We start from the raw sequence: 24059 nt of genomic DNA on the forward strand, positions 1-24059 counted from the left end.
TTCATGCGGCAATAGCCCGATCTCAGAGTTCTTCGGCGCCGACCATCGTCGTTTCGAGGCTGTAAAGGCCTCGCAATGTGTTGTGGGCGCGGCGTTCGCTTTTGCCCGTGCGGAAACCAGCGACGACCGGCAGCATAGCCTCGAACAGGATCGAGATTTCCAGCTTGGCAAGGTGCATTCCAGCGCAGACGTGCGTTCCCTGGCCGAAACCAAGATGATCGCCTGCGCCACGCGCGATGTCGAACCGGTCGGGGTCGGGGTAATGGCGGGGATCGCGATTGGCACAGGCGTAGAGCATCAGGGCGCGGTCGCCTTTGTGCAATTGCGCGTCGCCGATGGCGTGGTCGCGGGTCACGAGCCGTGAAAATGCCCGGATCGGAGACTCCAGCCGGATCACTTCGTTGATCGCGGACGGGATCAATGACGGATCTGCGCGCAGCCTGCTCCATTGTTCGGGATGCGCGGCGAAAAGTTCGATCGCCGCACTGGTCGCGTTGATCGTGGTATCCAGCGCCGGGGAAAGGTAGTCGATCAGCATCATGCGGGCAGTCTGTTCGGAAATCCTGCCCTCGTCGGCCGCGAGAAACAGCGCTTCGCCCCAACCTCCGGCGACCATGTTGGCCCGATCCAGCTTGTTCAGGACGTAGTCGATCACCCCGCCGGCGAGCGCGATGCCGTCATTGGTCCGGGCATTGTCTTCGGGTCCGAAGGCGTTGAAGATGCCCATGGCCCAGTCGAGCATATTGTCGCGCCCATATTGGTCCAGCCCGACCAATTCGGTGACGACGGCCAAAGGCAGAAAATGCGCCAGATCGGCGACCGCATCGAAGCTTTCACGTGCGAGCAGTTCCAGAATGCGCTCCTTGGCCAGGTCCTCGAAGCGGCGGCGATGCTCAATGAGTGCCTTCGGTTGCAGCGGCTTGGCAAACAGCCGTCGCATGGCCAGGTGTTCCGGATCATCACTGCACAGCATGATGCCTTTCGTGGCGGTATTCATCGGGGCGTTCATCATGCAACCGCTGGCGGACGAATAGGTCTGCGGATCAAGCAGCGCGGCGCGCACCGTGGCGTATTGCGTCAGCGCCCAGCACCCGTTTGCTTCGAGCCAGACGGCAGGGCCCAGATCGCGCAACTCCCTGTAGACCGGATAGGGATCGAGGATGACATCGTCGCTCCAGAAGTCACGACGGAACGCTGGAATGACGCTGGTTGCGCTCATGGCCGGATATTCCTCTCGACAAACAGGCAGGGATTGTGGCTGGAACGCCGTGGGCGGAAGATTTTGTCGGCCGGTTGGCCATGTCCATCGCGATGCGCTGGCTGCGGAGGTCGAACTTGACGGAAACGATGGAAAGCAGACCCACCAAGGAGGACCACCGGGTCCGCGTAGCGCGGGCTAAGCGCGAAAAGATGCGCGCCCATCTCCTCATCACGGTGAAGGAAATCTACCATGGTGAGCGCGAGGGCAAGCCGATCGTCATCGATGATGTGATCCGCCATGCCGAAGTCTCCCGCGGCACGTTCTACCAGTATTTCAACTCGCTCGAGGAAGCCGTGGCCGAGTGCGGCGCGATCCTGACGATCGAGATGACCGAAGCAATCTTCGACATGTATGATGCCGTTCACGATCCGGTTGAGCGCGTCGGAACCGGGTTCCAGACCTTCCTGATCCGATCGTTGATGGACCACAACTGGGGTGCGTTTCTGACCCATATCGGTGTGTTGGCGGGCGATAACCTGATGATCCACCATATCCGCGAGGACATTTCCGCAGGCGTCGAATCGGGCGACTTCGACGTGCCGTCGATCGATGTGGCGGTAGACCTGCTGGTTGGCGCCAAGATCGAGGCGATCCGCCGGATCGTCGCGGGCGAAGCCGATGTACATTATATCAAGGACATGGCGGCGCTGGTGCTGCGCGGCTTTGGCGTTTCAGGCGCGAAGGCCAGGAAGAAAGTCGACATCGCGTTCCTCAACATCAACCGACGGGGTCCGAAGCTGCTAGGCTGGTGGCGCCCGATCTTCTGACTGGAAGACCGGGCGCCGGCGACCGGTCAGAACTTGACCCGGCCCGACAGCATGATCGTGCGCAAGGCATTAGGGCCTGCCAGATAGGCACCGAAGAATGCGGCGAAACGCGGATCGGCGGAAGGGCTGGCGAAGTCCTGCGAGATCGCGTTCCCCACGTTCTTGGCCACAAGGTCCAATCCCCAGCGATCGTCGCTGGACTTGATCCCCAGCGACAGATCGACGGTTGTCAGCTGCTTTGAGAGAAACATCTCCTGGCGCTGGTTGTACATGCTGCTGCGGTGGCGCATCGACGCGCCGGCCGACCAGTCGAGCGAACGGGACAACGGACCTTCGTATGCTGCGCCGAGGTTTACAATCAGCTTCGGCGCCTGCGATTTGCGATAGCGCGCGAACACGGGATTGCCGCTGGCATCGACCGCGGGAAGACCCGACGCATCGAAAGGCTGTATCACGCCATCGGCATTGGCGTACGTCGCGCCAAGGTCGAGGCGGAAATGCGGCGTCACCTGGAATGCGGACTCAACCTCGACGCCCCGGCTGCGCGCCGGCCCGTTGAAGGTGATGAACCCCAGCGGACCGCCGGTGAAGATCGTATCCTGGAAATTGGTGATCTTGGTCCAGAACGCTGCAACGTTAAATCGCAGCCGCCGATCGAGCAGGGTGGTCTTGAAGCCCGCTTCGTAGCTCCACACCTTCTCGTCGGCAATGAACGAGCCGGCATCGACCAGTGCCGCAGGGACCTTGCCGTTGACCAGCAGCGGCGGTGGAACCGCGATCGTGTTGGTCTCGACATAGCCCCCCGCCTTCGAGCCATGTCCCACCGAGGCATAGGCCATGACATCGCGTGTCAGGTCGTATTGCAGGCTGGCGTTGCCATCGAGAAAGTTGGAATTGTGGTGAAGCGGGGTGGGATCGAACGAGGGGTTGGCGATCGTGTTCCATACGGTGAACGGCGCGGCATTGGTCCGCCCGTAGACGATGTCCTTTTCCTCGCGCGTGTAGCGCAGGCCACCCGTGACGCGGAGTCTGTCACCCAGATGCAGGGTACCCGATGCAAACGCCGAGTAGGCTTTCTGATCCTGCACGAAGCTGTTGAAGAATGGACCGTTGAACAGTTGGCCAGGGGGCGGGCCACCGGCCGGGGGGAAGCCGGGCACTGCCCACAGCTGGCTTTCCTGCGAGTTCCAGTGGCTGGTAAGGAAGAACCCCCCGATCATGTATTCGAAACGGCCGCCGGTCGGCGATTGCAGCCGTAGTTCCTGCGTGAACTGGTGATACTTTTCCTTGCGCAGGAAGTTGATGCTGTCATCGGGCGAGAAATCGAAATCGTCCGTGAAGCCCAGCTTGTAGGCGACATACGACGTCTGCGAGACCAGTTGCACGCTGCCGAGATCGAGATCGGCCTTCAGGTTGGCGATGTGGGAGCGGGTCAGGTGCTCGCTTTCGCCACTTTGCGTCAGGGACGTGAACTGCGAAGTGTGGCCATCGAGCAGACCATCGCCATAGATCGCGGGGATATTGCCGACGAGCTGATAGCTCGCTCCGATCTGCTTGTTGCTGGCATACTGGTATGACCCGGTAACCGTGAGGTTGTCGGTCGGCTTGAGTTTGAGCGTTGCGCGCAGGCCGAGATCGCGCTGTTCCGGCCCGTTGTGGCCCGTCACATCGTTGCGGACCCAGCCCTTCAGATCGTTATAGTGCCCGGCAATCCGCAAGCTGGCCTGATCGCTGAGCGGGGCATCGGCGGCGGCATCGACAGTATAGCCACCGTTCTCGAACTCATAGCCGGCGCGGCCCTCGAATGAAGCGGTGTCACCGGGCTGGCGCGTGACGATGCTGATCGCGCCGAGGCTGGCGTTCTTGCCGAGCAGGGTCGATTGCGTCCCCTTGATGAATTCCATGCGATCAACATCGAAGAACGATGTCGAATAGAGCCGTCCCTTGCCCATGAAGACACCATCGGTGAACAGCGCGACGGACTGTTCGAACGCCTGCGGCCGTGCCTGCGTGCCAAGTCCGCGAAACGTCAGCGCCAGTCCATCGTCCGGCGCCCGGGAGAAGACGACGCCGGGAACCAGCGTGACGGCTTGGAACAGGTCCTTGACGCCTTTTGACGCCAGCGCCTCTCCACCGATCGCGGTCACGGTTACCGGCACGTCCTGAACCGACTGCGACCGTTTTTGCGCGGTGACGACGATGTCGGCGATCCCGGTACTTTCGGGCGTATCGGCAGTTGCGGGTGCATGTGCTGCGCTCACCACCTGGGCCGTTGCAGGAAAGGCCAGCGCCGCAGCCAGCGCGATGGTGGCCGCAGACGCAATCCGCTTGTGACGTTGGTTCATGTGATTCTCCTCCCCAGTGCATGCCAGCCATTGATTTTGCGGCTTTGGCGCGTTTTCCCGACCGTCATCGCTTTCGGTCTTGATCGCCTATTGACTAATAATGAACTCATATGTCAATCTGACAATAATATTTCATCTAAAAAAATATGGGACGGGGAGGCCAGCGCCTTGCAAGCAGACTATGACGTGATCCTGATCGGCTATGGCCCGGTGAGCCAAGCACTGGCGCTCATGCTGGGCCGGCAAGGGCGCAAAGTCGCCGTGATCGAGCGTTGGGAGCAGCGATATCCGTTGCCGCGCGCGGTGTGCATCGACCACGAACTCTATCGCGTATTGCACATGATCGGAATGGGCGAGGTCCTTCCGTCAATTACCCAGCCGGGCCCGGTCTATCAGTGGTTCAACGCCGACTGGGAGGAACTGCTGAGCATTCCATGGTCACTCGATTCGATTTCGGGCGGCCCGGAAGTGAACTTTGTCCACCAGCCGACGCTGGAACAGGCGCTCGATCAGGCGGTCGATGCACAACCGACCGTCGAGGTCATGCTTGGTTATGAATTTCTCGACGCAACGCAATATCCAGAGGCGGCTACAGTTTCGATCGAGAACATCGCCACCGGCGACGTCCGGACCCTGACCGCGCAATTCGTGATCGGCTGCGATGGTGCCAACAGCAAGGTCCGCGAAATCATCGGTTCGACGCGCACCGACCTCGGCTTCGAGGCGGACTGGCTGGTCATCGACGTGCTGCTCAAGGACGGCGTCACGATCGAACAGCTCGGCATCCCGGCGGCAGGGCAATATTGCAACCCGGTCCAGCCGACCACGATCGTGCCCGCCGGCGTCCGTGACGGACGCGTCTTTCGCCGCTGGGAATTCATGCGCCTGCCCGGCGTGACCAACGCCGAAATGGAGGATGAGGCGCAGGTCTGGAAATTCCTCGAGCCGTGGGCTGGTCCTGGCGATATCGAGCTGGTGCGACACAAGGTCTACAATTTCCGGTCGCTGCTGGCGGACAAGTGGCGCGATGGACGGCTGATGCTGGCGGGCGATGCCGCGCATGTCATGCCGCCGTTTCTGGGCCAGGGCATGTGTTCGGGCATGCGCGATGCCTGGAATCTGGCGTGGAAACTCGATCTCGTTCTTGACGGGAACGCTGATGCCGAATTGCTCGACACCTATCAGCTGGAGCGCGCCCCGCACGTGCGGCAGCTGATGGAGATGTCGATCTTCCTCGGCAAGATCATCTGCATCCCCGACGCAGAACAGGCGGCGGAACGCGACGCAGCCTTTGCCAATGGCACACATCCACCGTTCCCGGCCTTCCCGATATTGACCGGGGGCTTGCTGCGCCATGCGCAAGCCAGCGACGCGAGCGATGGCGCGGGCCAACTGTCTCCTCACGTCTTCGTGAGCGATGAAGGCAGGTCCGGACGGTTTGACCAGATTGTCGGTGGCGGTTTCGTCCTGATCTCGCGCAATGGCAGCGCGGCTTGCGCTCTCTCAGCGGGCCAGCGAGCTGCGCTCGCCCCAATCGGGCTGTCCGAAGTCGTCCTGGCCAGCAGCGAACAAGGCGCCGGTTTGCGGGATATCGACGGTCGCCTGCTCACACTCCTGAACACGATGGGCTGGGATGCCATGATCGTGCGCCCGGATTTCTATATCTATGGGGGCTCGTCGGCAGCGGGCGCGGGCGAACTGGTCGATGATTTCATCGCCGACCTCGATCGCGCGGGCGTCCACATCCCGACTGCCACCGTTGCTTGACAGGATTGGAATCAGATGAAACTTGCACGATACGACGCCGGCCAAGGACCTCGCCTTGGCGTTGTCCACAACGACGCCATCATCGACCTGGCAGGTGCCGGGATCGGCGCGACGAACATGCTGCAGGTGATCGAAGGCGGTGACGCCATGCTGGATCGCATCCACTCTGCCATCGCTGGGCGCGCACCCGATCACTTGCTGTCGGACGTTCGGTTGCTCGCGCCTTACCGCCCCGCGAAATACCTCGCGATCGGAATGAATTACCGTAAGCATGTGGCAGAAGCCGAACGGCTTGGCGTGGCCGAACCGCAGAAGCAGTTCTGGTTCAACAAGCAGACCACCTGCATCACGGGTCCGTTCGATCCAATCGAACCGGGTGTGACCGAGATGCTCGATTATGAAGTCGAACTCGGGGTCGTGATCGGCACGGCTGCCAAGTCGGTCAAGGCAGCCGACGCGCTGTCGCATATCTTCGGCTATGTCGTGGCCAACGACGTTTCCGCACGCGACTGGCAGTTTCATTCGCCGACGTTTATGATGGGCAAGTCGTTCGACACGCATGGCCCGATCGGGCCGTGGATCGTCACCGCCGACGAGATTGCCGATCCGCAGGCGCTGGATTTGACGTGCCACGTCAATGGCGAACGGCGTCAGGCCAACAATACCGCCGAAATGATCCACCGGATTGACGCCCAGATCGAATACCTCTCGACAGCGTTCACGCTGGAGCCGGGTGATCTGATCGCGACCGGTACGCCCGAAGGCGTGGGCGTAGGCATGCAGCCGCAAGTGTTCCTCAAACCCGGCGATGTGGTGCGGTGCGAAGTCGCCTGCATCGGCGTGATCGAAAACCACGTCGCCGGCTGAGCATCGACAAAGGGGCAAAAGGATGAGCGTTCAGGGAGTGTCAGGGTTCGCCCTCGAAGTGCCCGATGTGGCGCAAGCCGTACGTTTCTATGAGGATGCCGGCCTGCAAGTTTCGGCTGGTGGGACACTGACGCATATGCGTTGCCCGGGTCAGGATCGTGATGCCGTGACGCTGGTACAAGGTAGGCACAAGCGACTGCACCACGTTGCGCTTCGCGCAGCAGGCCTCGCTGATATCGCCAGGCGGGTGCCGACTTATGGTGGCAAAGTCGTCGCCGCGCCCGAGCATTTCTCCCACACCGGCCTGTGGATCGAAGATCCTCACGGGATGCTGCTCCATCTCGTCGAGCAACCGCGCGAGATACCCTTGCCCGCCGGCAACCGTTTCGCGATCAACGAGCCGGGCAATATCGGGCGGATCAATCGTTCCGCCATCCAGCCCATCTCCCAAAGCGCCGCAGGGATACCGTTGCGCCTGGGCCATGTGTTGGTGTTCACCCCGGACACGATGAGAAGTGTTGAATTCGTCACTCAAGCGTTGGGCATGGGGCTGGCTGATCACGCGCAGGACGTAATCGCATTCTGTTGCGCGCGATCGAACAGCGATCACCATGTGCTGGCCTTTGCTCGATCGCCCGGCATCGGCTTCCATCATGCCAGCTTCCTCGTTCGCGACCCCGATGAGGTCGGCCGTGCCGGGCGCAGGCTGGTTGAAAAGGCGGGCATGGGCGACTGGGGTTTCGGTCGCCACACGGTCGGGTCGAACTTCTTCCACTACATCCAGGACCCGTGGGGGTCATGGTTCGAATATTACGCCGACATGGATTTCATCGACGACTATGCCCTGTGGACGCCAACCAACTATACGCTGGAAGATAGCCTGGCCAACTGGGGCCCGCCGGTACCGAGCGACTTTGTGCATAACTACGAAATGGGTGAAATGACGTCTTCCTAGAAAGGTCAGGATCGTTCAGGTCCGACGTGTCCCGTCCGCCGGGCCGTCATCAGCCACGGTCGCGGTTCCAACCGATCCGTCGGAAAAATGGGCTACATGACACTGCTGTCCCGTATCATGTGCAAGACGACGTGATGCAGCTGCCTGCGCCGACACGGGCGTTGCCGCCGGGCCGATAGCTGCGGCCAGCGCCGCATCAAAGGCCTTCATCATCGACGCGTCTCCTGGTTTCGGTCGAGGGTGCCAAGACTTCGACTTCCCCGCGCTCCGCGCCCGTCCGGGCGGGTGTGCTGCCGGTTACCGGGAATTTTCTCACATGGGCGACGCAGGGTGTAACGATTTGGGCGATCGCGCCGAAACAGCCTATGAAGACTTATGCTGGCAGTCGAAACCGAACTCAGAAGCTGGATGATCTGCGGGCTTGGCGGAGACGCCACGGCGCATACCTTGCTGCTGCGCGCGCCAATCTACCTCAACAATTACCGCAGCCAGCTGCTCGGATGTCTTGAGGACAGCTTTCCGCAAACGCTTGCGTGGATCGGCAGTCACAGCTTTCGCGCTGCAGCGGCCAGGCACATCGCGCGGTGTCCACCATCAAGCTGGACCCTGGATGATTACGCACAAGGCTTTCCCGGTGCCTTGGCCGGCGCGTGGCCGAACGATCCGGAAATCGGCGAACTCGCGCGGCTCGAACAGGCGCTTGCCGACGCCCTCATCGCACCGGATGCAGCCGTTTTGACCGTCGCCGATCTTGCCGAGACCGACTGGGACCAGGCCGCGCTGCGGCTGGCGCCTTCATGCGCAATGCTCGATCTGCTCACCAACGCTGCGGAAATCTGGAGCGCACTGACCGAAGGGATAACGGCACCGGCCTCCGACCTGGGCGATGGCCATCGGGTGGTGCTGGTCTGGCGTCGCGACTGGACCTGCCGGTTCCGGCAGCTCGAACCTGACGAAGCGGCCGTGCTCATTGCCATCGGCAACGATGGCAAACGTTTCTCGACGATCTGTGAACATCTGGTTGGACAGCTGGGCAAACGCGAAGGCATCGCACGCGCAGGCGCGTTGCTCGTGCAGTGGGCTCAGGATGGTGTACTTTGCCCGCCATGATCCCAACTCCGCAAACCCCACCCGTCGTCGCGGTTCCGCTGTCGGGCAGTGAGGCTCGGCGCTGGTGCTTTGTGGTCCCGGGAAGATTGAATCCGATCCCGTGCGAGTGGGACATTGCGCCACGTCACGGACAATCGATGGCGCGAATGCTGTCGCTGCTCGGGTGCGGTGAGGAAGCTGCCTGTCTGTCGTTCGATCGATTGCAACGCATGGCCCCTGCGGCGCATGATGCGCTTGCGGCTGTCGCCCGTGACGAGCGGGTCCATGATGCGCTGCTGCGCGGACTGCTGGCGCGATTGCCCCCGGCCGGACCGAACAGCCGGGCTCTCGTCGCCATGCGCTCTGTCCACAAGGGGCTTGGTCAGGGCGATCCGGGTCTGCAATGTGCCGGGATCGCCGCGCTGGACAGTGCCGTCTGCACACTGCTGAGTGGGATGCTCCGGCGCGGCACCCATCTGCCGTGGCATGGCCCGTTGCGCGCCGTCCTCCGCAAGATTCGCGACGATGAGGCCCGCCACGTCGCTGTGACCCAAGCGATCGCACTCAGAAACGGCGAAACCAATAAGCTGCGTGCCGCAGCCGCCCAGTTGCGCCACGATCTTGTCGTTGCACTCACGCTCGCAGGGAACGATTTCGAGGCGCTGGGCATCGATCCGGACCGAACGCTTGCCGCGATCGCCGGGCTTCCGACGGGACTGTTGCGATCATGACCGACCAGGTCTGGACCCTCCGCCACGAGCTTGCGGTGCTGGGCAGCGGCGTTGCTCTTCCGGGCGCACCGGTAAGCACCGATGCGCTGGTTGCCATGATCGAGCAGCGCTTTGGCTTTGCGCGTTGCAAGCAGGCACTGGCGATCGCCCGGCGGCTTGATATCCGGTCACGCCATGTCAGCCGTGCGTTCGAGGCGCGGCACGAGGACGCCTTGCCGGGCCGGACGAACCCTGATCTCGCGGCAAAAGCGGTGCAGGCTGCGCTGGACGATGCAGGTCTCGCCATCGGCGATCTCGGTTATCTGATCGGGCATACCACCACGCCCGAACAACTGCTGCCCCCCAACATCGCGCTGGTCGCTGATCGACTTGGCTATCGGGGGCCGTTCGTCGAGCTGCGACAGGCCTGCACCGGCTTTGCCAACGCGCTGATGATTGCTTGCGGGCTTCTGGCCGACGCCGGATCCGCCCCGGTCGCGATTGTTGGTTCCGAAACCGGCTCGCTGTTCTTCGATCCGGGCAGCCTTGATGATGAGGCGGGCCAGATCGTCAATCTCATCCAGATGGGCGACGGTGCCGGGGCAGTGATCCTCGGTCCGCGCCGCTCGACCGGAGACGCCATCGTCGCCGGCTGGTTCGGCGCAGCCGGGCTAGGCCGGGAGCCGGGCATCCAGCTCAAATCGGGAGCAACCGAATTCGACCACGATTTCGCTGCCGTCGCCGCGCACGGACCGGCGCTGTTCGAGGCGGGCGCGCAAGTGCTTGCGCGGCTGGGATATCCGCTGGCTGGTTGCGACTGGATCGTGCCGCATCAGGTCAGCGGGAAGATCGGCGCGCTTGCCGCCGATCACTTCACGCTTCCGCCCGAGCGCTTCTTCGGCAATGCCGCGCATATCGGCAACACCGGCTCCGCAGCGATCTGGATCGCATTGTCCGAGCTGCGCCAGCGTGGCCTTGCGCCCGCCGCAACCCTTGCCACGCTGGGTGCCGAAGCGAGCAAGTTCATGCATGGGGGCTTCGTTTATCGTCATGGTTGAGGCGCTGATCGATGTCACCGGACTGGCTTGCAGGCTTGGACGGCGATCGCTGATCAGCGGCGTCACGTTCACGCTCAGGCCGGGCGAAGTCATTGGGTTGGTCGGTGCGAACGGGGGCGGCAAGACGACAACCCTGCGCATGCTGGCGGGCCTGCTTCCTATCGACGCCGGGGTTGGTCACGTGCTGGGTGCCAGGGTCGAAGATCGGGGGCGCCCGTGGCGACAGCTGGGCTACATGACCCAGAAGACCTCGCTCTATCCCGAGTTGTCGGTGCGCGAGAATTTGCGCTTCCGCTGCGAAGTTTTTCGACTTTCCGGCAGTAGCGCGGTCATCGACGCCAGCGTTGCCGAATTTGGCCTCGAACCCGTCATTCATCGTCGGTCCGCGCACCTCTCGGGTGGCTGGGCCAAACGCGTCCAGTTCGCGGCGACGACGATCCATGCCCCCCGGCTGCTGCTGCTCGACGAGCCAACCGCAGGTCTTGATGCCGTGACCCGGCGCGAGCTCTGGCGATGGATCGAAACGCGTGCCGCCGCCGGATGTGGCGTGGTCATCAGCACGCACGACCTTGCAGAGGCCGAGCGGTTGAAGCGGATCATCTATTATCACGATGGGCTGGCCCGGAGCGAATGCGCTCCCTGTGACCTGCTCGCTGCTGCCGGGACGACCAGCCTTGAAGCGGCGATCGTCAAGCTGGCAGGTCGGCCATGATGCCGGCATTGGTCGGCGTCGCGCGGCTCGAACTGCTGCGTTTGATCCGCTCGCCGATGGCCTTGTCGCTGCTGCTCGTCGTCCCGGCGTTTCAGGTCGTGCTGTTCGGCTATGCCATCAGGCCGGGCGAACATGCGATCACGGTCGCGATTGCAGCGCCGGGCCGCGAGGAAGCCGATCGTTTCGCCGAACGCCTGTCGCGCGAGTTGGGCATCCAGGTAGTGGAGCGCGACGTGGCACCGCGCAGCGCTGCCGCTGCGGTGCGTCTTGGCCGCGCACTCGCCGGGATCGACCTTCCCATCGTAAGGTCACCCGATCACCCCGATGCGCCAACTTTGCCGCTGCGGGTGACCGTGGACGGGAGCAACGCGCCACTCGCGCACTCCGCGATCGACCGGATCGAGAAGATCTACTGGCGTGAGCGTGCGCAGCGCGACAGGTTTGCGGATTTGCGCATGGGACTGGCGATCGAACGGATCAACAATCCGCTCTTGCGCGACAGCTGGACGTTTCTGCCCTCGCTGAGCGGCGTGGTCGTGATGATCGCCGCACTGATGCTGGGTTGCCTCGGTGTGGCGCGCGAGCGGGAGGGCGGGACATGGGAAACGCTGCGCACGATGCCCATCGGATCGCTCGAGCTGGTGCTCGGCAAGCTGGCGCCCGGGACTGTCATCGGCACGGTGCAGGGGCTGGCGGTGATCGGATTGGCTCGCGGACTGTTCGGCGTTCCGCTGCCGGCCAATGCGGTCTGGCTGGGGCTGGTGGTCCTGCCGCTGTTCGCTGCGGTACATCTCGCGATTGGCCTCGCCATTTCAATGCGCGCGCGCACCCAGCTCGCAGCACTTCAGGGTGCAGTCGCGTTCTATCTGCCCGCCATGCTGCTGTCAGGTTTCCTCTACCCGGTCGAAACCATGCCACGCTGGGCGCAACTGCTGGGCAACGTGTTCCCGTTGACGCACTACGTCCGCGCCGCTCGACTGGCGTTGGTGCAAGGTGGTCGTGCAGAGGCAGTTCTGGCCACTGCCGCGCCGATTGCGGGATTGCTTGTCGTGGCGATCGCACTCGCTGTGCTGGGACGCAGGGTCGCGGTGGACGATTGATTGTAACCGAATGCCAGATTCCGCCGAATGACTGGAACTGATCCGGAGAATTCACCATGTCACGCCTCGCATTCACCTTGGTCTTCGCTACGGCGATCGTTGCTCCCGTCGCGGCTCATGCGGCAACCCGTGTACCCTTCGAACAGGCGAGCTTTGCCGCTGCGCAAGCCGCCAACAAGCCGATCCTGCTCGAAGTTCACGCCTGGTGGTGCCCCACATGCGCTTCGCAATCGCGCACGATCGAAGCGGCGCTTGCCGATCCGCGCAATCGCGATCTGGTGGTGTTCCGCATCAATTACGACAAGCAGAAGCCGCAGTGGCAGGCCTTCGGAGTTCATAAGCAAGGCACGTTGATCGCATACAGAGGACGTCACGAGACCGGTCGGCTCGAGTTCGTCACCGACAAGGCCGCGATCAATGCCCTGATCGCGCGCGCGACAAGCTGATCGTGGCCGGCGCGCTCAATCCGTTGCTGGGGTTTGCCGCTGGCGGCCTGACGATCCTGTCGCCATGCGTCCTGCCGCTGGTGCCTGTGGTGCTGGGCAGCGCCGCGCAGGCCAATCCGCGTGGTCCACTCGCGCTGGCGGCGGGGCTCATCCTGTCGTTCACGCTGACCGGGCTTGCTGTCGCCACGCTGGGATCGACAGCAGGGTTCGACCCCGATGTGTTGCGGAACGGTGGCGCGGTGCTGCTCATCGGCGCGGGAGTCCTGTTGGTCGTCCAACGGCTGCAGGATTGGCTGACACTGGCAGCTGGCCCCTTCGCTGCGTGGGCCCATGCGCGCCAGGCAGGTTTTGCGGGTCGGGGTCTAGCCGGGCAAGCGGCGATCGGCGTGCTGCTCGGGCTGGTGTGGAGCCCGTGTGTCGGCCCCACCCTCGGCGCGGCGATCGTTCTGGCTGCGCAAGGCAAGGATTTGCTGAGCGCGGCGACGACGATGGTCGCCTTCGGCCTTGGCATCGCCGCTGTGCTCCTTGTCATCGCCTATGGCGCGCGATCGGCTTTTGCACGCCGACGCTCGGGGCTGATGATGGCCGGAAAGGTCGGCAAACGTCTGCTGGGCGGCGTTCTGGTCGCCATGGGCACGCTCATCGTGACGGGCGGAGACCGGCTGCTCGAAGGCGTGATCCTGTCGCACCTGCCCCCGGCACTGGTCGACTTCAGTGTTCAGGTATAGCGGCATATGTCTGCTGGTTCGAGGAACCGAGCGAAGATCAAGCACGCGAACGGCTTCTGCCTGAAGCTGACCATCCTGCTGCCGCTCCTGGCTGCCGGATTCAGCACAAGCTCCGCCTCTCCGGCACCTCAAGGGCATGGTCTGCAGGTGGTGGAACTGTTCCAGAGCCAGGGCTGCTCGTCCTGCCCGCCGGCCAATGCCAATGTCATGGCGCCGGGTGGTCGACCGGACGTGCTCACCTTGTCCTGGCAGGTAACCTACTGGGATTACCTTGGCTGCAAGGACAGCTTTGCCCAGCCGGTTTTTACGCAGAGGCAGCACGAATATGCCCGCGCATTGGGGCACGACGGGGTGCGGACTCCGCAAGTTGTCGTAAACGCGCGCGGCGACGTCGTCGGCGCAAACCAGGGCGAACTCGACGGCGCGTTGCGCAAGTCTGCTCGTGGCGGCGATGCCATCAGCCTCGTTCTGGGCCCGGGCAAGGTCGTCCTGTCCGGGGCCGCGACCAGCCCCGACCAGCCGCATCGGCCGCAAGGCCATTGCCGCTTACTTCTCACCGGAGATGTCACTTGCGATGCACGTCTGCGCCAGGAAGCAAGGTCTCAGTCTTCAGGCGCTGATGGCCGAAGCTTTCGATGCCGTGTTGCGCAAATATGGCGAAAGCCCGATCGGTGGGTGATGCCCCGATACTCGATGTCGCCAGATTTTCCAGATGTACGCATTGAATGCGTATACGCCTTGAAGGGTGGTCTCGATTGCTGTACGTTATAAATGAGTACAGAAAGGAAGCAATGATGCCCCGCGTTGCAGTTCAGGATAGCGAGCGCATGAATCTCCGCGTGAAGTCGGATCAGAAAGCCCGACTGCTGCGTGCGGCGAGCCTGCGTAACACCGATTTGACGGACTTCGTCCTGCGGTTGGCGCTCCGTGAGGCGGATGCCGTGATTGATGAGGCCGAGCGGCTCAATGTTTCGCGTCGGGACCAGGCGCGTCTGATGGATTTGCTGGAAAATCCTCCTGCACCGAATGACAAGCTGCGTGCGGCGGCGGCGGCTTTACCCCGGTCCATATGAGCCTGCCCGAATGGCATGAAGAGCCGATCGCGAAATCGCACGATCGGAAAGGTTTCGATTGCGGTGATGTTGAGCTCAACACGTTTTTCCACAAGCACGCTCGCCAGAATCACGACGCAGGAAGTTCGAAAACTTTCTGTGCGATCAACGGTGCCGATCCTAGGCGGGTGCTCGGGTTCTACAGCCTGGCACCCGTCTCGATCGGCCATGGCCGACTGCCTGCCTCAGCAACCAGGGGCCTGGCGCAGCACGATGTCGGTGGTTTCCTGCTAGCGCGGATCGCAACGCATAGGGAGTACCAAGGGCAGGGGCTTGGCGGCCAACTACTGCTGGCTGCCGGCAAACGGTGCCTACGTGTGGCAGCCGAAGCAGGAGGCATTTTGCTCGTCATCGATGCCAAGAACGAGCGGGCAGCCACCTGGTGCGAAGGCTATGGTGCCGTGCGATTGCAGGATATGCCCCTGAAGCTCGTGCTTCCGCTGACGACAATACGCCTTGCGCTCGAAGCGGCGGGCAAGTTCTGATCCGCGGTTGCGCTTTCGCGTATGGTCGCCGCGATCGTCATGGCATCGCCCGTCGATCCGTCAGACCTTCTGCGATGGTCGGCTGGACGGCTCGAACCCAATGCGGTGCCGACCTACGTCCAGGTCGTGCCCGCCATCCCCAAGACCGCGTCGGAGAAGCCGCAGGAGCGCTTTCGCGTCGCGATGTTTCAGGATCGGGCTGTGCCCATCCACACCATCGAAGGAGCCAGACCATGACCGATCCGCAAGTCGTCTTCTACGGGGCCAGCGGCTACACTGGTGAGCATGTGATGCGGAAGCTGGCAGAACGCGGCATCCCATTCATCGCTGCGGGCCGCAACAAGGCCAAGCTGGAACGGCGCATCCCCGGCGGGGCGCAAATCGAGTTTCTGCGTCCAGCCACATTCGGGCTGCTCCGCCAATGCGACGATGGCATCGGTGATCACATCCGGCTCAATCTGCCCCGGCTGGTGGCCGATGATGCCGTCGATGATCAGATGCGCGACATGAACGCCCTGCGGCCAGTAGGCACGCGACAACGATTGCACCAGACCGCCGGGTGGCCGGCTGTCCGCCAACGGCTGGAACCGCATCGTCCGCGCTGTCAGGCGCATCAGGATCGCCCTCGGCCGCCTCGTCGATCAGCAGGTCGATCTCGGCCAGGCTGAACCCGGTGAGCTCGACGTCGAACTCGAGCTCGACGAGCGCCTGCAGTTCGATGGCAAGGATCTCGCGGTCCCATCCGGCGTTGAGCGACAGCATATTGTCGGCCAGCACGTAGGCGCGGCGCTCGGTCTGAGAGAGATGCGCCAGCGCAATGTCGGGACCAACTTCCACCCAAGAAGTTTGGCTGCCTGCACCCGGCCGTGGCCGGCGATGATCACGCCGTCTTCCGCCACCAGCAACGGGTTGTTGAACCCGAAGCGGCTGATCGAGTCAGGGGCATGCCAAACACTCAGAGCGCTAATGTCGCGCCCGATGTCAGCTGCTCGGTGACCACTGTGCGGGCGTCATCCGCCCCTGAAGCCATCCGGTAACAGTCAGCCGGAGAGGAACGCTGTTCTCCACCCTTCGCTGTCGGCAACCTGGCGATAGTTTTGCGTCGTTACGTCTTCGACCTGCTCCACGGTACGCCGAATCACATGTGGCGACCGGGATAAACCCATGTTCCGATCGGCCACTTCAACAAGACTGACGGCCTAATGTTAATTTGGAAAGATTATTTTTAAATCTGATCGTTGACTCTGGGGCATCTGGCAGAACTTTTGCTTAGTTATCGCCGTAGGAGTAGCGTGTAGTGGCTAGTATATTGTAATTAATAGTAAAAAATAGTCCTTGAGGCTCTCTGGACTTGGAGGCGAAAGAGCGCACTTTTGACGAGCCGCGACCTCTTGACATCAGCCTAATCACGGTTAGTTTAAGGGATCGAAAGACGCCTCGTTGAGGGCGCGTCGTAATCGGGGAGATGGTGATGAATGTGAAAAGGCAGCTGGCTTGCGGAATAGCGAGCATCGCGTTTGTGACCGCGATGCCGGCATTCGGTCAGAGCGCTCCGACAGCAGATACGGAAGCCAAGGATGCGACCGACGCCGTTGCTCCTGGAGAAATCATCGTAACGGCGCAGCGGCGTTCGGAATCGCTTTCCAAGGTTCCTGTGGCTGTGTCCGCGTTCAACGCCGAGACGCTGGCAGCGCGCAATATCACAAGCGAGCAGGGCCTCGCTTCACTGGTGCCCGGCCTCGTCGTCAAGAGCGGCCAGAATTCGAACCAGCTCAATTTCACGATGCGCGGTCAGACGCTTGACGCATTTTCGGGTTCGAGCCCGGCCGTTCTGACATATGTCGATGAGGCCCCGGCGACCGAAGGCAACACCTCGACCGCATTTTTCGACTTCAGCTCCGTTCAGGTGCTGAAGGGACCGCAGGGTACCCTGTTCGGCCGCAATGCGACCGGCGGTGCGATTCTGTACGAGACGACCAAGCCCGGTGACAAGTTCGGCGGGTATCTGACGGTCAAGGGCGGCCAGCGCAATTACGTCCAGGTTCAGGGCGCTGTCGATATTCCGGTGTCGGATGTCGTGCACGTCCGCCTCGCGGGCGACTACAACAAGTCGGACGGGTACATTCACAACATCAAGACCGGCAATACGCTGGGCGATACCGATGCTCGTTCGGGCCGCATCACCGTCGTGATCGAACCGTCGTCGGGCTTCAAGATGACCACCGTGGGCCAGTACAGCGATTTTCGCGGAAGCGAAGGCGCCGGCGGCCTGTTTTCCTATTACAAGGTGGGCGAAAAGAACAACGGCTTCGCTTTGAACACTACGCTGGACACGTTGTACGGGCCGAACAGTCCGTTCGCCCCCACGCTCGGCAACGGGCCGATCGGCGATGGCACCTGGCCGGGCGCGGTCGCGGGCTATCTCGCGTTCCAGCAAGCCAATCCCTACAAGGTCTATCTGAGCTACGACCTGCCGCACAAGGCGCACACCGCGTTCGTGATCAATACGACGCAGATCGAGGTCGCCGATGGCGTGATCCTCAAGAACATTGCCAACTACGCGGAAGCTTTCGCGCGGACTCCCGGCATTCTGACGGGTTCGCCGTTCGGCTCGCTCGACCTCTATAATCGCTCCGGACTTGGCAATGGCCCTCCGGGTGGCGAAACGTTCCAGACTAAGCGGCTGTCGGACGAACTGCAGTTGCAGGGCAAGTCCGGTCGGCTCGACTATATCGTCGGTGCGTTTTATTCGTCGACCAAGAAAGATGAATACATTCCGGTTATCGTCGGCGCAGAACTCGCGACGCCACTCGCCGATATTGCCTACAATTATCAGACTGGCGACATATCGAAGGCCGTGTTCGCACAGCTCAGCTACAAGCTGACCGATCAGCTGACCGTGACGGCGGGCGGCCGCTACTCTTGGGAGCGCGTGAGCCTTCGCCAGAAGCCGGGCAGCCTGTTCAACCCCACTGGCGCCACGCCGTTCCGGGAAGAGGCGAACCTCAAGGACCCGAGCTGGACCTTCAACATCCAGTATCAGATCAACCCCAGCAACATGGTGTACTTCGCGCAGCGCGGCAGCTTCCGCGCGGGCGGTTACAACGGGGCGGTTGCGCCGTTCAACAATGCCAACTTCTTCGGCAACGAAAACACCCACGATTTCGAGCTGGGCTACAAATTCAGCGGCAATTTGGGGACGGTGCCCACACGTTTCAATCTGGCCGTCTATCGCCAGATCGTGTCGAACGCGCAGCATTCGATCTTCGCCGATCTTGGCGGCGGGCCCTCGGCATTCACGGTCAACGTTCCGCAAGAGCGGGTCCAGGGCGTCGAAGTGGAAGCAAACTTCAAGCCGTCGACGTGGCTCGAACTGGGCGTTTCCGGCGCCTATACCGATGCCAAGTTCACCAAGAACATCGTCGATCTCAGCCCGCTGGGTGGGCCGGTCATCCCGTTCGACACCTATTCGGACGCGCCGAAATGGGCAGGCTCGGTCTTTGCGGAAGTGACGTTGCCGGTGCCGGAAGACATGGGCAAGGTGAAGTTCCGTGCCGATGCCTTCGGCCAGACCAGGATCTTCTTTTCGAACAACGAGGGCTCGTTGACGCCGCGTACCCATCTTTCGGGATACGTTACTGCCGATCTGCGCCTGAGCTGGAACCAGATCGCGGGCAGCGGCATTTCGGTCGCGGCTTACGTCAAGAACGTCACCGATAAACTCTACTACAACTCCGGATACGTCGAAGGCGGCAGCGGCGGCTTCAACACCGCGATCTGGGGTGCGCCCCGGACGGTCGGTGGCGAAGTAACCTTCCGCTTCTAGCGCCATCGGGTGGCGGGCAGGGCCACACCTGCCCGCCACTTTCGCGGCTGGCCGGGCAGGCGGCCGGATCATATCCGCAGGCTTTCCCGGCGCGATCCGGGCACCGGTTTGCTGCGCGTGACCGCGCACCATTGTATCAGATTTCGAGGGCGACATTGACATGACGACAGAGATGACCCCCGACTTTGACGCTGTGGTCATCGGTGCCGGCGTGACCGGCATATACCAGGCCTATCTGCTCGATCAGCAGGGCATGAGCGTGCTGGGCGTCGACACGGCAGAGGACGTTGGCGGCACCTGGTACTGGAACCGGTATCCGGGGTGTCGGCTGGATACGGAAAGCTATGCTTACGGCTATTTCGCGCTCACCGGCATACTTCCCGACTGGACGTGGAGCGAGAATTTCGCCGCTCAGCCCGAAATGCTGCGCTATGTTCAGGCGGCCGCCGACAAGATGAACATACGGCGGCTGTACAAATTCAAGACGAAAGTCGTCTCTGCGATCTATAACGATGCCGGGAACGTCTGGGATGTCACGCTGGATGACGGATCAGCTCTGTCATGCCGTTATCTGATATCGGCCACCGGCCCGCTTTCTGCCTCGAGCATGCCCGACTACAAGGGCCTGAATACCTTCAAGGGCGAGGCGTTCCATTCGTCTCACTGGCCCCGAGGGGCGGATGGCACACCCAAGTCCATCGACTTTACCGGCAAGCGGGTTGGCGTGATCGGAACCGGAGCCACCGGCGTCCAGATCATTCCGATCGTGGCGGAAACCGCACAGGACCTGTACGTTCTCCAGCGCACGCCAAACTGGTGCACACCGCTGGGAAATACGCCGCTGAGCAAGGACGATATGGACCTGATCCGTAATCGCTTCCCGACCATCCTCGAATACGTCAAGACAACGCCGACGTCGTTTCCGTATCATCGCGACACGCGCAAGGCGAGCCAGGTTTCGGAACAAGAGCGGGGCGAAATCTTCGAGGAGCTTTACAACCAGCCCGGCTACGGCATCTGGCTGAGCACCTTTCGCGATCTGCTGCTGAGCAAGGAATCGAACAAATTTCTGGCCGATTTCGTCGCTGGAAAAATCAGGCAGCGCGTCAACGATCCGGTCGTGGCGGAAAAGCTGATCCCGGTCGATCATCCGTTCGGGGCGAAGCGCGTCCCGATGGAAACCGGTTATTACGAGACGTATAACCAGAGCAACGTCCACCTCGTGGACATCAAGACGACGCCGATCACCGAGTTCGTCGAAAACGGGGTGATGATCGGTGGCGAGCTTTACGAACTGGACGTGATCGTCTTCGCCACGGGCTTCGATGGCATAACCGGCTCGCTCGACCGGATCGATATCCGGGGCCATGACGGTGTGCGGTTGATCGATGCCTGGGTCGATGGTCCTTCGACCTTTCTCGGTCTGCAGGCCTGCGGTTTCCCGAACTTCTTCACGCTGGTCGGCCCGCACAACGGTTCGGCATTCTGCAATGTTGGCGTTTGCGGGGGACTTCAAGCAGAGTGGGTTACCAACATGCTATCGTACATGGAGGCTCGCGGGTTTACGTATTCGCAACCCACACAGGCAGCGGAGAACCAATGGACCGACGCTGTCTATGCCGAATTTGCGAGAACGCTCATGGCTGATACCAACGCCTGGTGGATCAAGGTCACGCACAAGCCCGACGGCAGCATCGTTCGCCGTACGCTGGTTTATGTCGGCGGCGGTCCGGAATACCGCAAGCGCTGCCAGGAAGTGGCGTATGGCGGGTACGAGGGATTCGAGCTCGCCTGACCGGTTTGATCCGGCGACAACGCTCGTCGATCAGCCTCGAAGCTCGATCCCGTTGCCTTCGACGTCGCGCAGATAAATCGTCTGGGCGTGCCCGTCGAAGCCATAACGCTCGGCGGGAGGATCGCTTTCCACCCCGTGAGCGGCAAGTTCGGCCCTGACCGTTTCAGCATTGAATGCCTCGACCCGCAGGCAGATGTGGTCGAGATTGCGGCCCGGCCCGGCGGCGCCGGGGGATTGCACGCCGAGCGTTCCGGCGCGATCGACCAGATCGATGAGCGCGTTTCCGGCCTGGAGATGCACCAGGCCGATGTCATCCTGGCGGTGCTTGACCCGGCAGCCGAGCACGGTGCTGTAAAACTCCGTCATCCGGGCCAGGTTCGATACCAGCAGCACGACGTGGTCGATCCCGCCGATCTTCATTGCGCATTCCTTCGCCCGAGAGCCTGCACCGCTGACGGCCAGACTAGAGCTTTACCGTTGCAGACGGTACCAGCCCGCTCCCCGCCCGACCACCCAAGCCATTGTATGATATGGGTGGTCGGGCGGGGGAGCGGGCTGGTACCGAACCGACGTACGTCGGAATAACTCTAACGAACCGAAATCAACCCCCCATCGACAGGCAGGAGCTGGCCCGTGATAAACCGCGAACCATCACCGGCCAGGAAGACCATCACCGGCGCGAGATCGGTGTCCGCGTTGCCGAACTTGCCGCCCAGCGGAATCTGTTCCGCCGTTGCCTTGTCGTGCGCCGCAAGATCCTCATCCGACAAAGCCTCGCGAAAGCGCTCGTACATCGGCGTGACCATGTAGGGGAGCACGGCGTTCAGGCGGATGCCCTGCTTGCCCCACTCGCGCGCAACGCTGCGCGTCCAGGCGTGGACAGCCGCCTTGGACGCGCCGTAGACGGCATTGTTGATTTCGGCGGTCAGCCCGGATTCCGATCCGAAGTTGATGATCGAACCACCCTGCGGCATGTGCCGGTAGGCCGCGCCGTTGGTATAGATCGTACCGTTGACGTTGACATTGAACAGCCACGCCAGGGTTTCATCAGGCACATCATGCGTCGCCGCATGGCGGTGGACGCCTGCGACATGCGCCAGCACATCCAGCCCGCCCAAACGCTTCACGGCCGCATCGAACGCCGTATCGACTTCGGCCCGATCGCCCACGTTGCATCGGATGAAGAATGCGGAGCCCGGCCCATCGAGACCGGCCAGAGCGGCTTCGCCTTTGTCCGTATCGACATCCATTGCGGCCACTTGTGCGCCCGCCGCGACATAGGCGCGAACGGTGGAGGCTCCGATGCCCTGAGCCGATCCGGTTACGATGATCTTCTTGTTGCGCAATTCCATCAGAGAATGCCCTTTCGTTCGGTAAGCCTTTGGCTCAGCTGTAATTTTTACTTGATCAGCGGCCTTGCCACTGCGGCGCCCGGCGCTCTTTCCAGGCCTGCGATGCTTCGCGGAAGTCCTGCGTCGCTGCATAGGCGTCGATTAACGGATAGCGTTGGCCCACCGCCTGCTCGAGGCTGGCTTCGAGGCCTGTGAGCGCCGCCTGCTTTCCGGCCTGCGACACCAGCGGCGAGCAGGCCAGCAGTTTTTGCACCCACCGTTCGACCGTGTCGGGCAAGGCGGCCATCGCGGCGATCTCGTTTACCAGCCCGAACTGGAACGCCCGCTCGGCGTCGAGCGGCTCACTGGCCGTGATCATCGCCATGGCCACCCGATAAGGAAGCTGGCGGATCGCGCGATGAACCGGGCCGCAATGGTCGATGAAGCCAGCCCGCGCTTCCGGCAGGCCGAACCGGGTATTGTCCGCAGCGATCAGAATATCGCAGCACGCCGCAAGCTCGAAACCCAGGCCAAGGACATGGCCATGAACGACGCCGATCAGCGGCTTTTGCAGGCGCACCAGCCTGCCGCCGAGGCCCGTGAGCCCTCCGCCCAGCGAGAGGCCGCTCAGCGAGAGGCCATCCTGTGAACCCGGCAGGTCCGAAAGGTCACCGCCGGCGCAAAACGCCTTGTCGCCAGCGCCCGCCAGAACCGCAACCCGGATGTCGGGGTCGCTGTCGATGCGCGCCCAGGCTCCGCCCAATGCGACCTCCATCTCCGCGTTGATCGCATTGAGGGCGGACGGGCGATTGAGCCGAACTTCGGCTACGTTTCCGCGAACTTCAAATTCGATCAATGGCATGGCAATCCGACTCCGTCAGACTTAATGCGCCAGCATGCCAGCATCGACGAGGTGCTCCGCCCCGGTGACGTACGAGGATTCATCGGAGGCGAGGAACAGCACGACGTTCGAAACCTCGATCGGCTGGGCAATGCGCCCGAGCGGGATCTGCGCGAGCGCTTCGCCGCCGACTTCGTCTGTCGCCTCGACCATCATCGGCGTCTGGATGAAGCCGGGATGGACGGAATTTACCCGGATGTTATGCTTGCCGTATTCCATCGCCGTGGCTTTGGTCATGCCGCGCACGGCGAATTTGCTCGCGACATAGGCCAGGCTGGGAAAGCCGTAGTTCGCGGCCATGCCGGCGATCGACGAGATGTTCACGATCGATCCGCGCGCGGCCTTGACCATGACCGGCAGCACCGCCTTCATGCCATAGAAGACCGAATGCTGGTTGACCGCGCAGACCAGGTCGTAGCCGTCATTGTCCAGTTCAGCGGTGGGCGCCATCGGGCCCAGGATGCCGGCGTTGTTCACCAGGATGTCGATGGTGCCATAAGCCGCCACGGCTTTCGCCACGACGGTCTCCCACGATTCCGGCTTGGTCACATCGTGCGCCACAAACATCGCGTTGTCGCCAAGCTCTTTGGCAAGCGCCTCGCCACCGGCGACGTTCAGATCGGTCAGAACAACCCGGGCGCCCTGTTCCACAAACAGGCGGGCGTGCGATGCCCCCATGCCGCGCGCGGCACCGGTGATGATGGCAACTTTTCCGCTCAGGCGACCCATACTCTCTCCTACCGTTTGGCTCACTGGCCTAATTACGATTACAAAACGCTTGGTGGACAAGAAAGTCAAGAGTTG

Annotated in this window: 25 protein-coding genes; 17 read left to right on the top strand and 8 right to left on the bottom strand. The window is 62.2% G+C overall.

The features are described from left to right. Positions 1-22: 22 nt before the first annotated feature. Positions 23-1219, bottom strand: coding sequence for a cytochrome P450 (locus tag NL2_RS18820; RefSeq protein ID WP_068077661.1), 1197 nt, complete (start codon positions 1217-1219; stop codon positions 23-25). A 191-nt stretch (positions 1220-1410) separates the two neighbouring features. Between NL2_RS18820 and NL2_RS18825 the strand changes: the two genes are divergently transcribed. Next, positions 1411-2028 (top strand): TetR/AcrR family transcriptional regulator, encoded by a 618-nt coding sequence (locus NL2_RS18825; protein ID WP_157083261.1) that lies wholly within the window; start codon positions 1411-1413, stop codon positions 2026-2028. 26 nt (positions 2029-2054) lie between these two features. Here NL2_RS18825 and NL2_RS18830 read toward each other — a convergent pair whose 3' ends face one another. Next, a complete protein-coding gene (locus NL2_RS18830) occupies positions 2055-4373 on the bottom strand; it encodes a TonB-dependent receptor (RefSeq protein WP_068077665.1) in 2319 nt (772 codons plus the stop codon). On the opposite strand from NL2_RS18830, the gene mhpA reads away from it, so the two are divergent. The 14 genes from mhpA (at position 4359) to NL2_RS21820 (ending at position 15639) form a co-directional block, all read left to right on the top strand. Then, complete coding sequence (gene mhpA / locus NL2_RS18835) at positions 4359-6140, top strand: bifunctional 3-(3-hydroxy-phenyl)propionate/3-hydroxycinnamic acid hydroxylase MhpA (protein ID WP_245647763.1); 1782 nt, start codon at positions 4359-4361, stop codon at positions 6138-6140. The two genes, NL2_RS18830 and mhpA, sit on opposite strands and share 15 nt — an antisense overlap. 15 nt (positions 6141-6155) lie before the next feature. After that, positions 6156-7007 carry a fumarylacetoacetate hydrolase family protein gene (locus NL2_RS18840; protein ID WP_068077667.1) on the top strand — a complete coding sequence of 284 codons (852 nt, stop codon included), beginning with the start codon at positions 6156-6158 and terminating at the stop codon, positions 7005-7007. A 58-nt stretch (positions 7008-7065) separates the two neighbouring features. Beyond that, a complete protein-coding gene (locus tag NL2_RS18850) occupies positions 7066-7962 on the top strand; it encodes a VOC family protein (protein WP_169799547.1) in 897 nt (298 codons plus the stop codon). Positions 7963-8337: 375 nt separating this feature from the next. Beyond that, positions 8338-9072 carry an HvfC/BufC family peptide modification chaperone gene (locus NL2_RS18855; RefSeq protein ID WP_068077672.1) on the top strand — a complete coding sequence of 245 codons (735 nt, stop codon included), beginning with the start codon at positions 8338-8340 and terminating at the stop codon, positions 9070-9072. Between the two features lie 146 nt (positions 9073-9218). Further along, the gene (locus NL2_RS18860) at positions 9219-9782 is read left to right on the top strand and encodes a hypothetical protein (RefSeq protein ID WP_068077674.1); all 564 of its coding nucleotides are present in this window, start codon (positions 9219-9221) and stop codon (positions 9780-9782) included. Then, positions 9779-10819: a 3-oxoacyl-ACP synthase III family protein gene (locus tag NL2_RS18865; RefSeq protein WP_068077675.1), complete on the top strand. Its 1041-nt coding sequence runs from the start codon at positions 9779-9781 to the stop codon at positions 10817-10819. The genes NL2_RS18860 and NL2_RS18865 overlap by 4 nt, the downstream gene beginning before the upstream one ends. Beyond that, the gene (locus tag NL2_RS18870) at positions 10791-11531 is read left to right on the top strand and encodes an ABC transporter ATP-binding protein (protein WP_157083262.1); all 741 of its coding nucleotides are present in this window, start codon (positions 10791-10793) and stop codon (positions 11529-11531) included. The genes NL2_RS18865 and NL2_RS18870 overlap by 29 nt, the downstream gene beginning before the upstream one ends. Next, the gene (locus NL2_RS18875) at positions 11528-12631 is read left to right on the top strand and encodes an ABC transporter permease (RefSeq protein ID WP_068077678.1); all 1104 of its coding nucleotides are present in this window, start codon (positions 11528-11530) and stop codon (positions 12629-12631) included. Before NL2_RS18870 ends, NL2_RS18875 begins: the two co-directional genes overlap by 4 nt. Positions 12632-12687: 56 nt before the next feature. Next, a complete protein-coding gene (locus tag NL2_RS18880) occupies positions 12688-13077 on the top strand; it encodes a thioredoxin family protein (protein WP_068077680.1) in 390 nt (129 codons plus the stop codon). A gap of 2 nt (positions 13078-13079) precedes the next feature. Next, positions 13080-13805 (top strand): cytochrome c biogenesis CcdA family protein, encoded by a 726-nt coding sequence (locus tag NL2_RS18885; RefSeq protein ID WP_068077682.1) that lies wholly within the window; start codon positions 13080-13082, stop codon positions 13803-13805. Between the two features lie 6 nt (positions 13806-13811). Continuing rightward, positions 13812-14576, top strand: coding sequence for a DUF1223 domain-containing protein (locus tag NL2_RS21815; RefSeq protein ID WP_084356215.1), 765 nt, complete (start codon positions 13812-13814; stop codon positions 14574-14576). 56 nt (positions 14577-14632) lie between these two features. Then, positions 14633-14878, top strand: a complete 246-nt coding sequence (locus NL2_RS18895) for a type II toxin-antitoxin system TacA family antitoxin (RefSeq protein WP_245647764.1) — start codon at positions 14633-14635, stop codon at positions 14876-14878. Then, a complete protein-coding gene (locus NL2_RS18900; RefSeq protein ID WP_068077686.1) occupies positions 14875-15402 on the top strand; it encodes an acetyltransferase in 528 nt (175 codons plus the stop codon). Before NL2_RS18895 ends, NL2_RS18900 begins: the two co-directional genes overlap by 4 nt. A gap of 21 nt (positions 15403-15423) precedes the next feature. Next, positions 15424-15639: an acyl-CoA synthetase family protein gene (locus tag NL2_RS21820; RefSeq protein WP_068077687.1), complete on the top strand. Its 216-nt coding sequence runs from the start codon at positions 15424-15426 to the stop codon at positions 15637-15639. Here the strand turns inward: NL2_RS21820 and NL2_RS21475 are convergent. Together NL2_RS21475 and NL2_RS21300 are read right to left on the bottom strand one after the other, a co-directional pair. Then, entirely contained in the window at positions 15591-15848 is a 258-nt protein-coding gene (locus tag NL2_RS21475; protein ID WP_169799545.1) for a hypothetical protein, read from the bottom strand. The two genes, NL2_RS21820 and NL2_RS21475, sit on opposite strands and share 49 nt — an antisense overlap. A gap of 7 nt (positions 15849-15855) precedes the next feature. Then, complete coding sequence (locus tag NL2_RS21300; RefSeq protein WP_068077688.1) at positions 15856-16239, bottom strand: ParB N-terminal domain-containing protein; 384 nt, start codon at positions 16237-16239, stop codon at positions 15856-15858. A gap of 691 nt (positions 16240-16930) precedes the next feature. Here NL2_RS21300 and NL2_RS18915 point away from each other — a divergent pair. Further along, on the top strand, positions 16931-19228 hold the full coding sequence (locus NL2_RS18915; RefSeq protein WP_281191073.1) for a TonB-dependent receptor: 2298 nt from the start codon (positions 16931-16933) through the stop codon (positions 19226-19228). A 160-nt stretch (positions 19229-19388) separates the two neighbouring features. Beyond that, positions 19389-21023, top strand: a complete 1635-nt coding sequence (locus tag NL2_RS18920; protein ID WP_068077690.1) for a flavin-containing monooxygenase — start codon at positions 19389-19391, stop codon at positions 21021-21023. Between the two features lie 30 nt (positions 21024-21053). Here the strand turns inward: NL2_RS18920 and NL2_RS18925 are convergent, their stop codons facing one another. The 4 genes from NL2_RS18925 to NL2_RS18940 form a co-directional block, all read right to left on the bottom strand. Beyond that, complete coding sequence (locus tag NL2_RS18925; RefSeq protein ID WP_068077692.1) at positions 21054-21443, bottom strand: VOC family protein; 390 nt, start codon at positions 21441-21443, stop codon at positions 21054-21056. A gap of 167 nt (positions 21444-21610) precedes the next feature. Continuing rightward, positions 21611-22375 (bottom strand): SDR family NAD(P)-dependent oxidoreductase, encoded by a 765-nt coding sequence (locus tag NL2_RS18930; protein WP_068077694.1) that lies wholly within the window; start codon positions 22373-22375, stop codon positions 21611-21613. A 55-nt stretch (positions 22376-22430) separates the two neighbouring features. Beyond that, the gene (locus NL2_RS18935; protein WP_068077696.1) at positions 22431-23216 is read right to left on the bottom strand and encodes an enoyl-CoA hydratase-related protein; all 786 of its coding nucleotides are present in this window, start codon (positions 23214-23216) and stop codon (positions 22431-22433) included. A 21-nt stretch (positions 23217-23237) separates the two neighbouring features. Then, a complete protein-coding gene (locus NL2_RS18940) occupies positions 23238-23984 on the bottom strand; it encodes an SDR family NAD(P)-dependent oxidoreductase (RefSeq protein ID WP_068077697.1) in 747 nt (248 codons plus the stop codon). Positions 23985-24059: the final 75 nt, after the last annotated feature.

It is taken from the genome of Novosphingobium lentum NBRC 107847 (genome assembly GCF_001590965.1).
Classification (GTDB): domain Bacteria; phylum Pseudomonadota; class Alphaproteobacteria; order Sphingomonadales; family Sphingomonadaceae; genus Novosphingobium; species Novosphingobium lentum.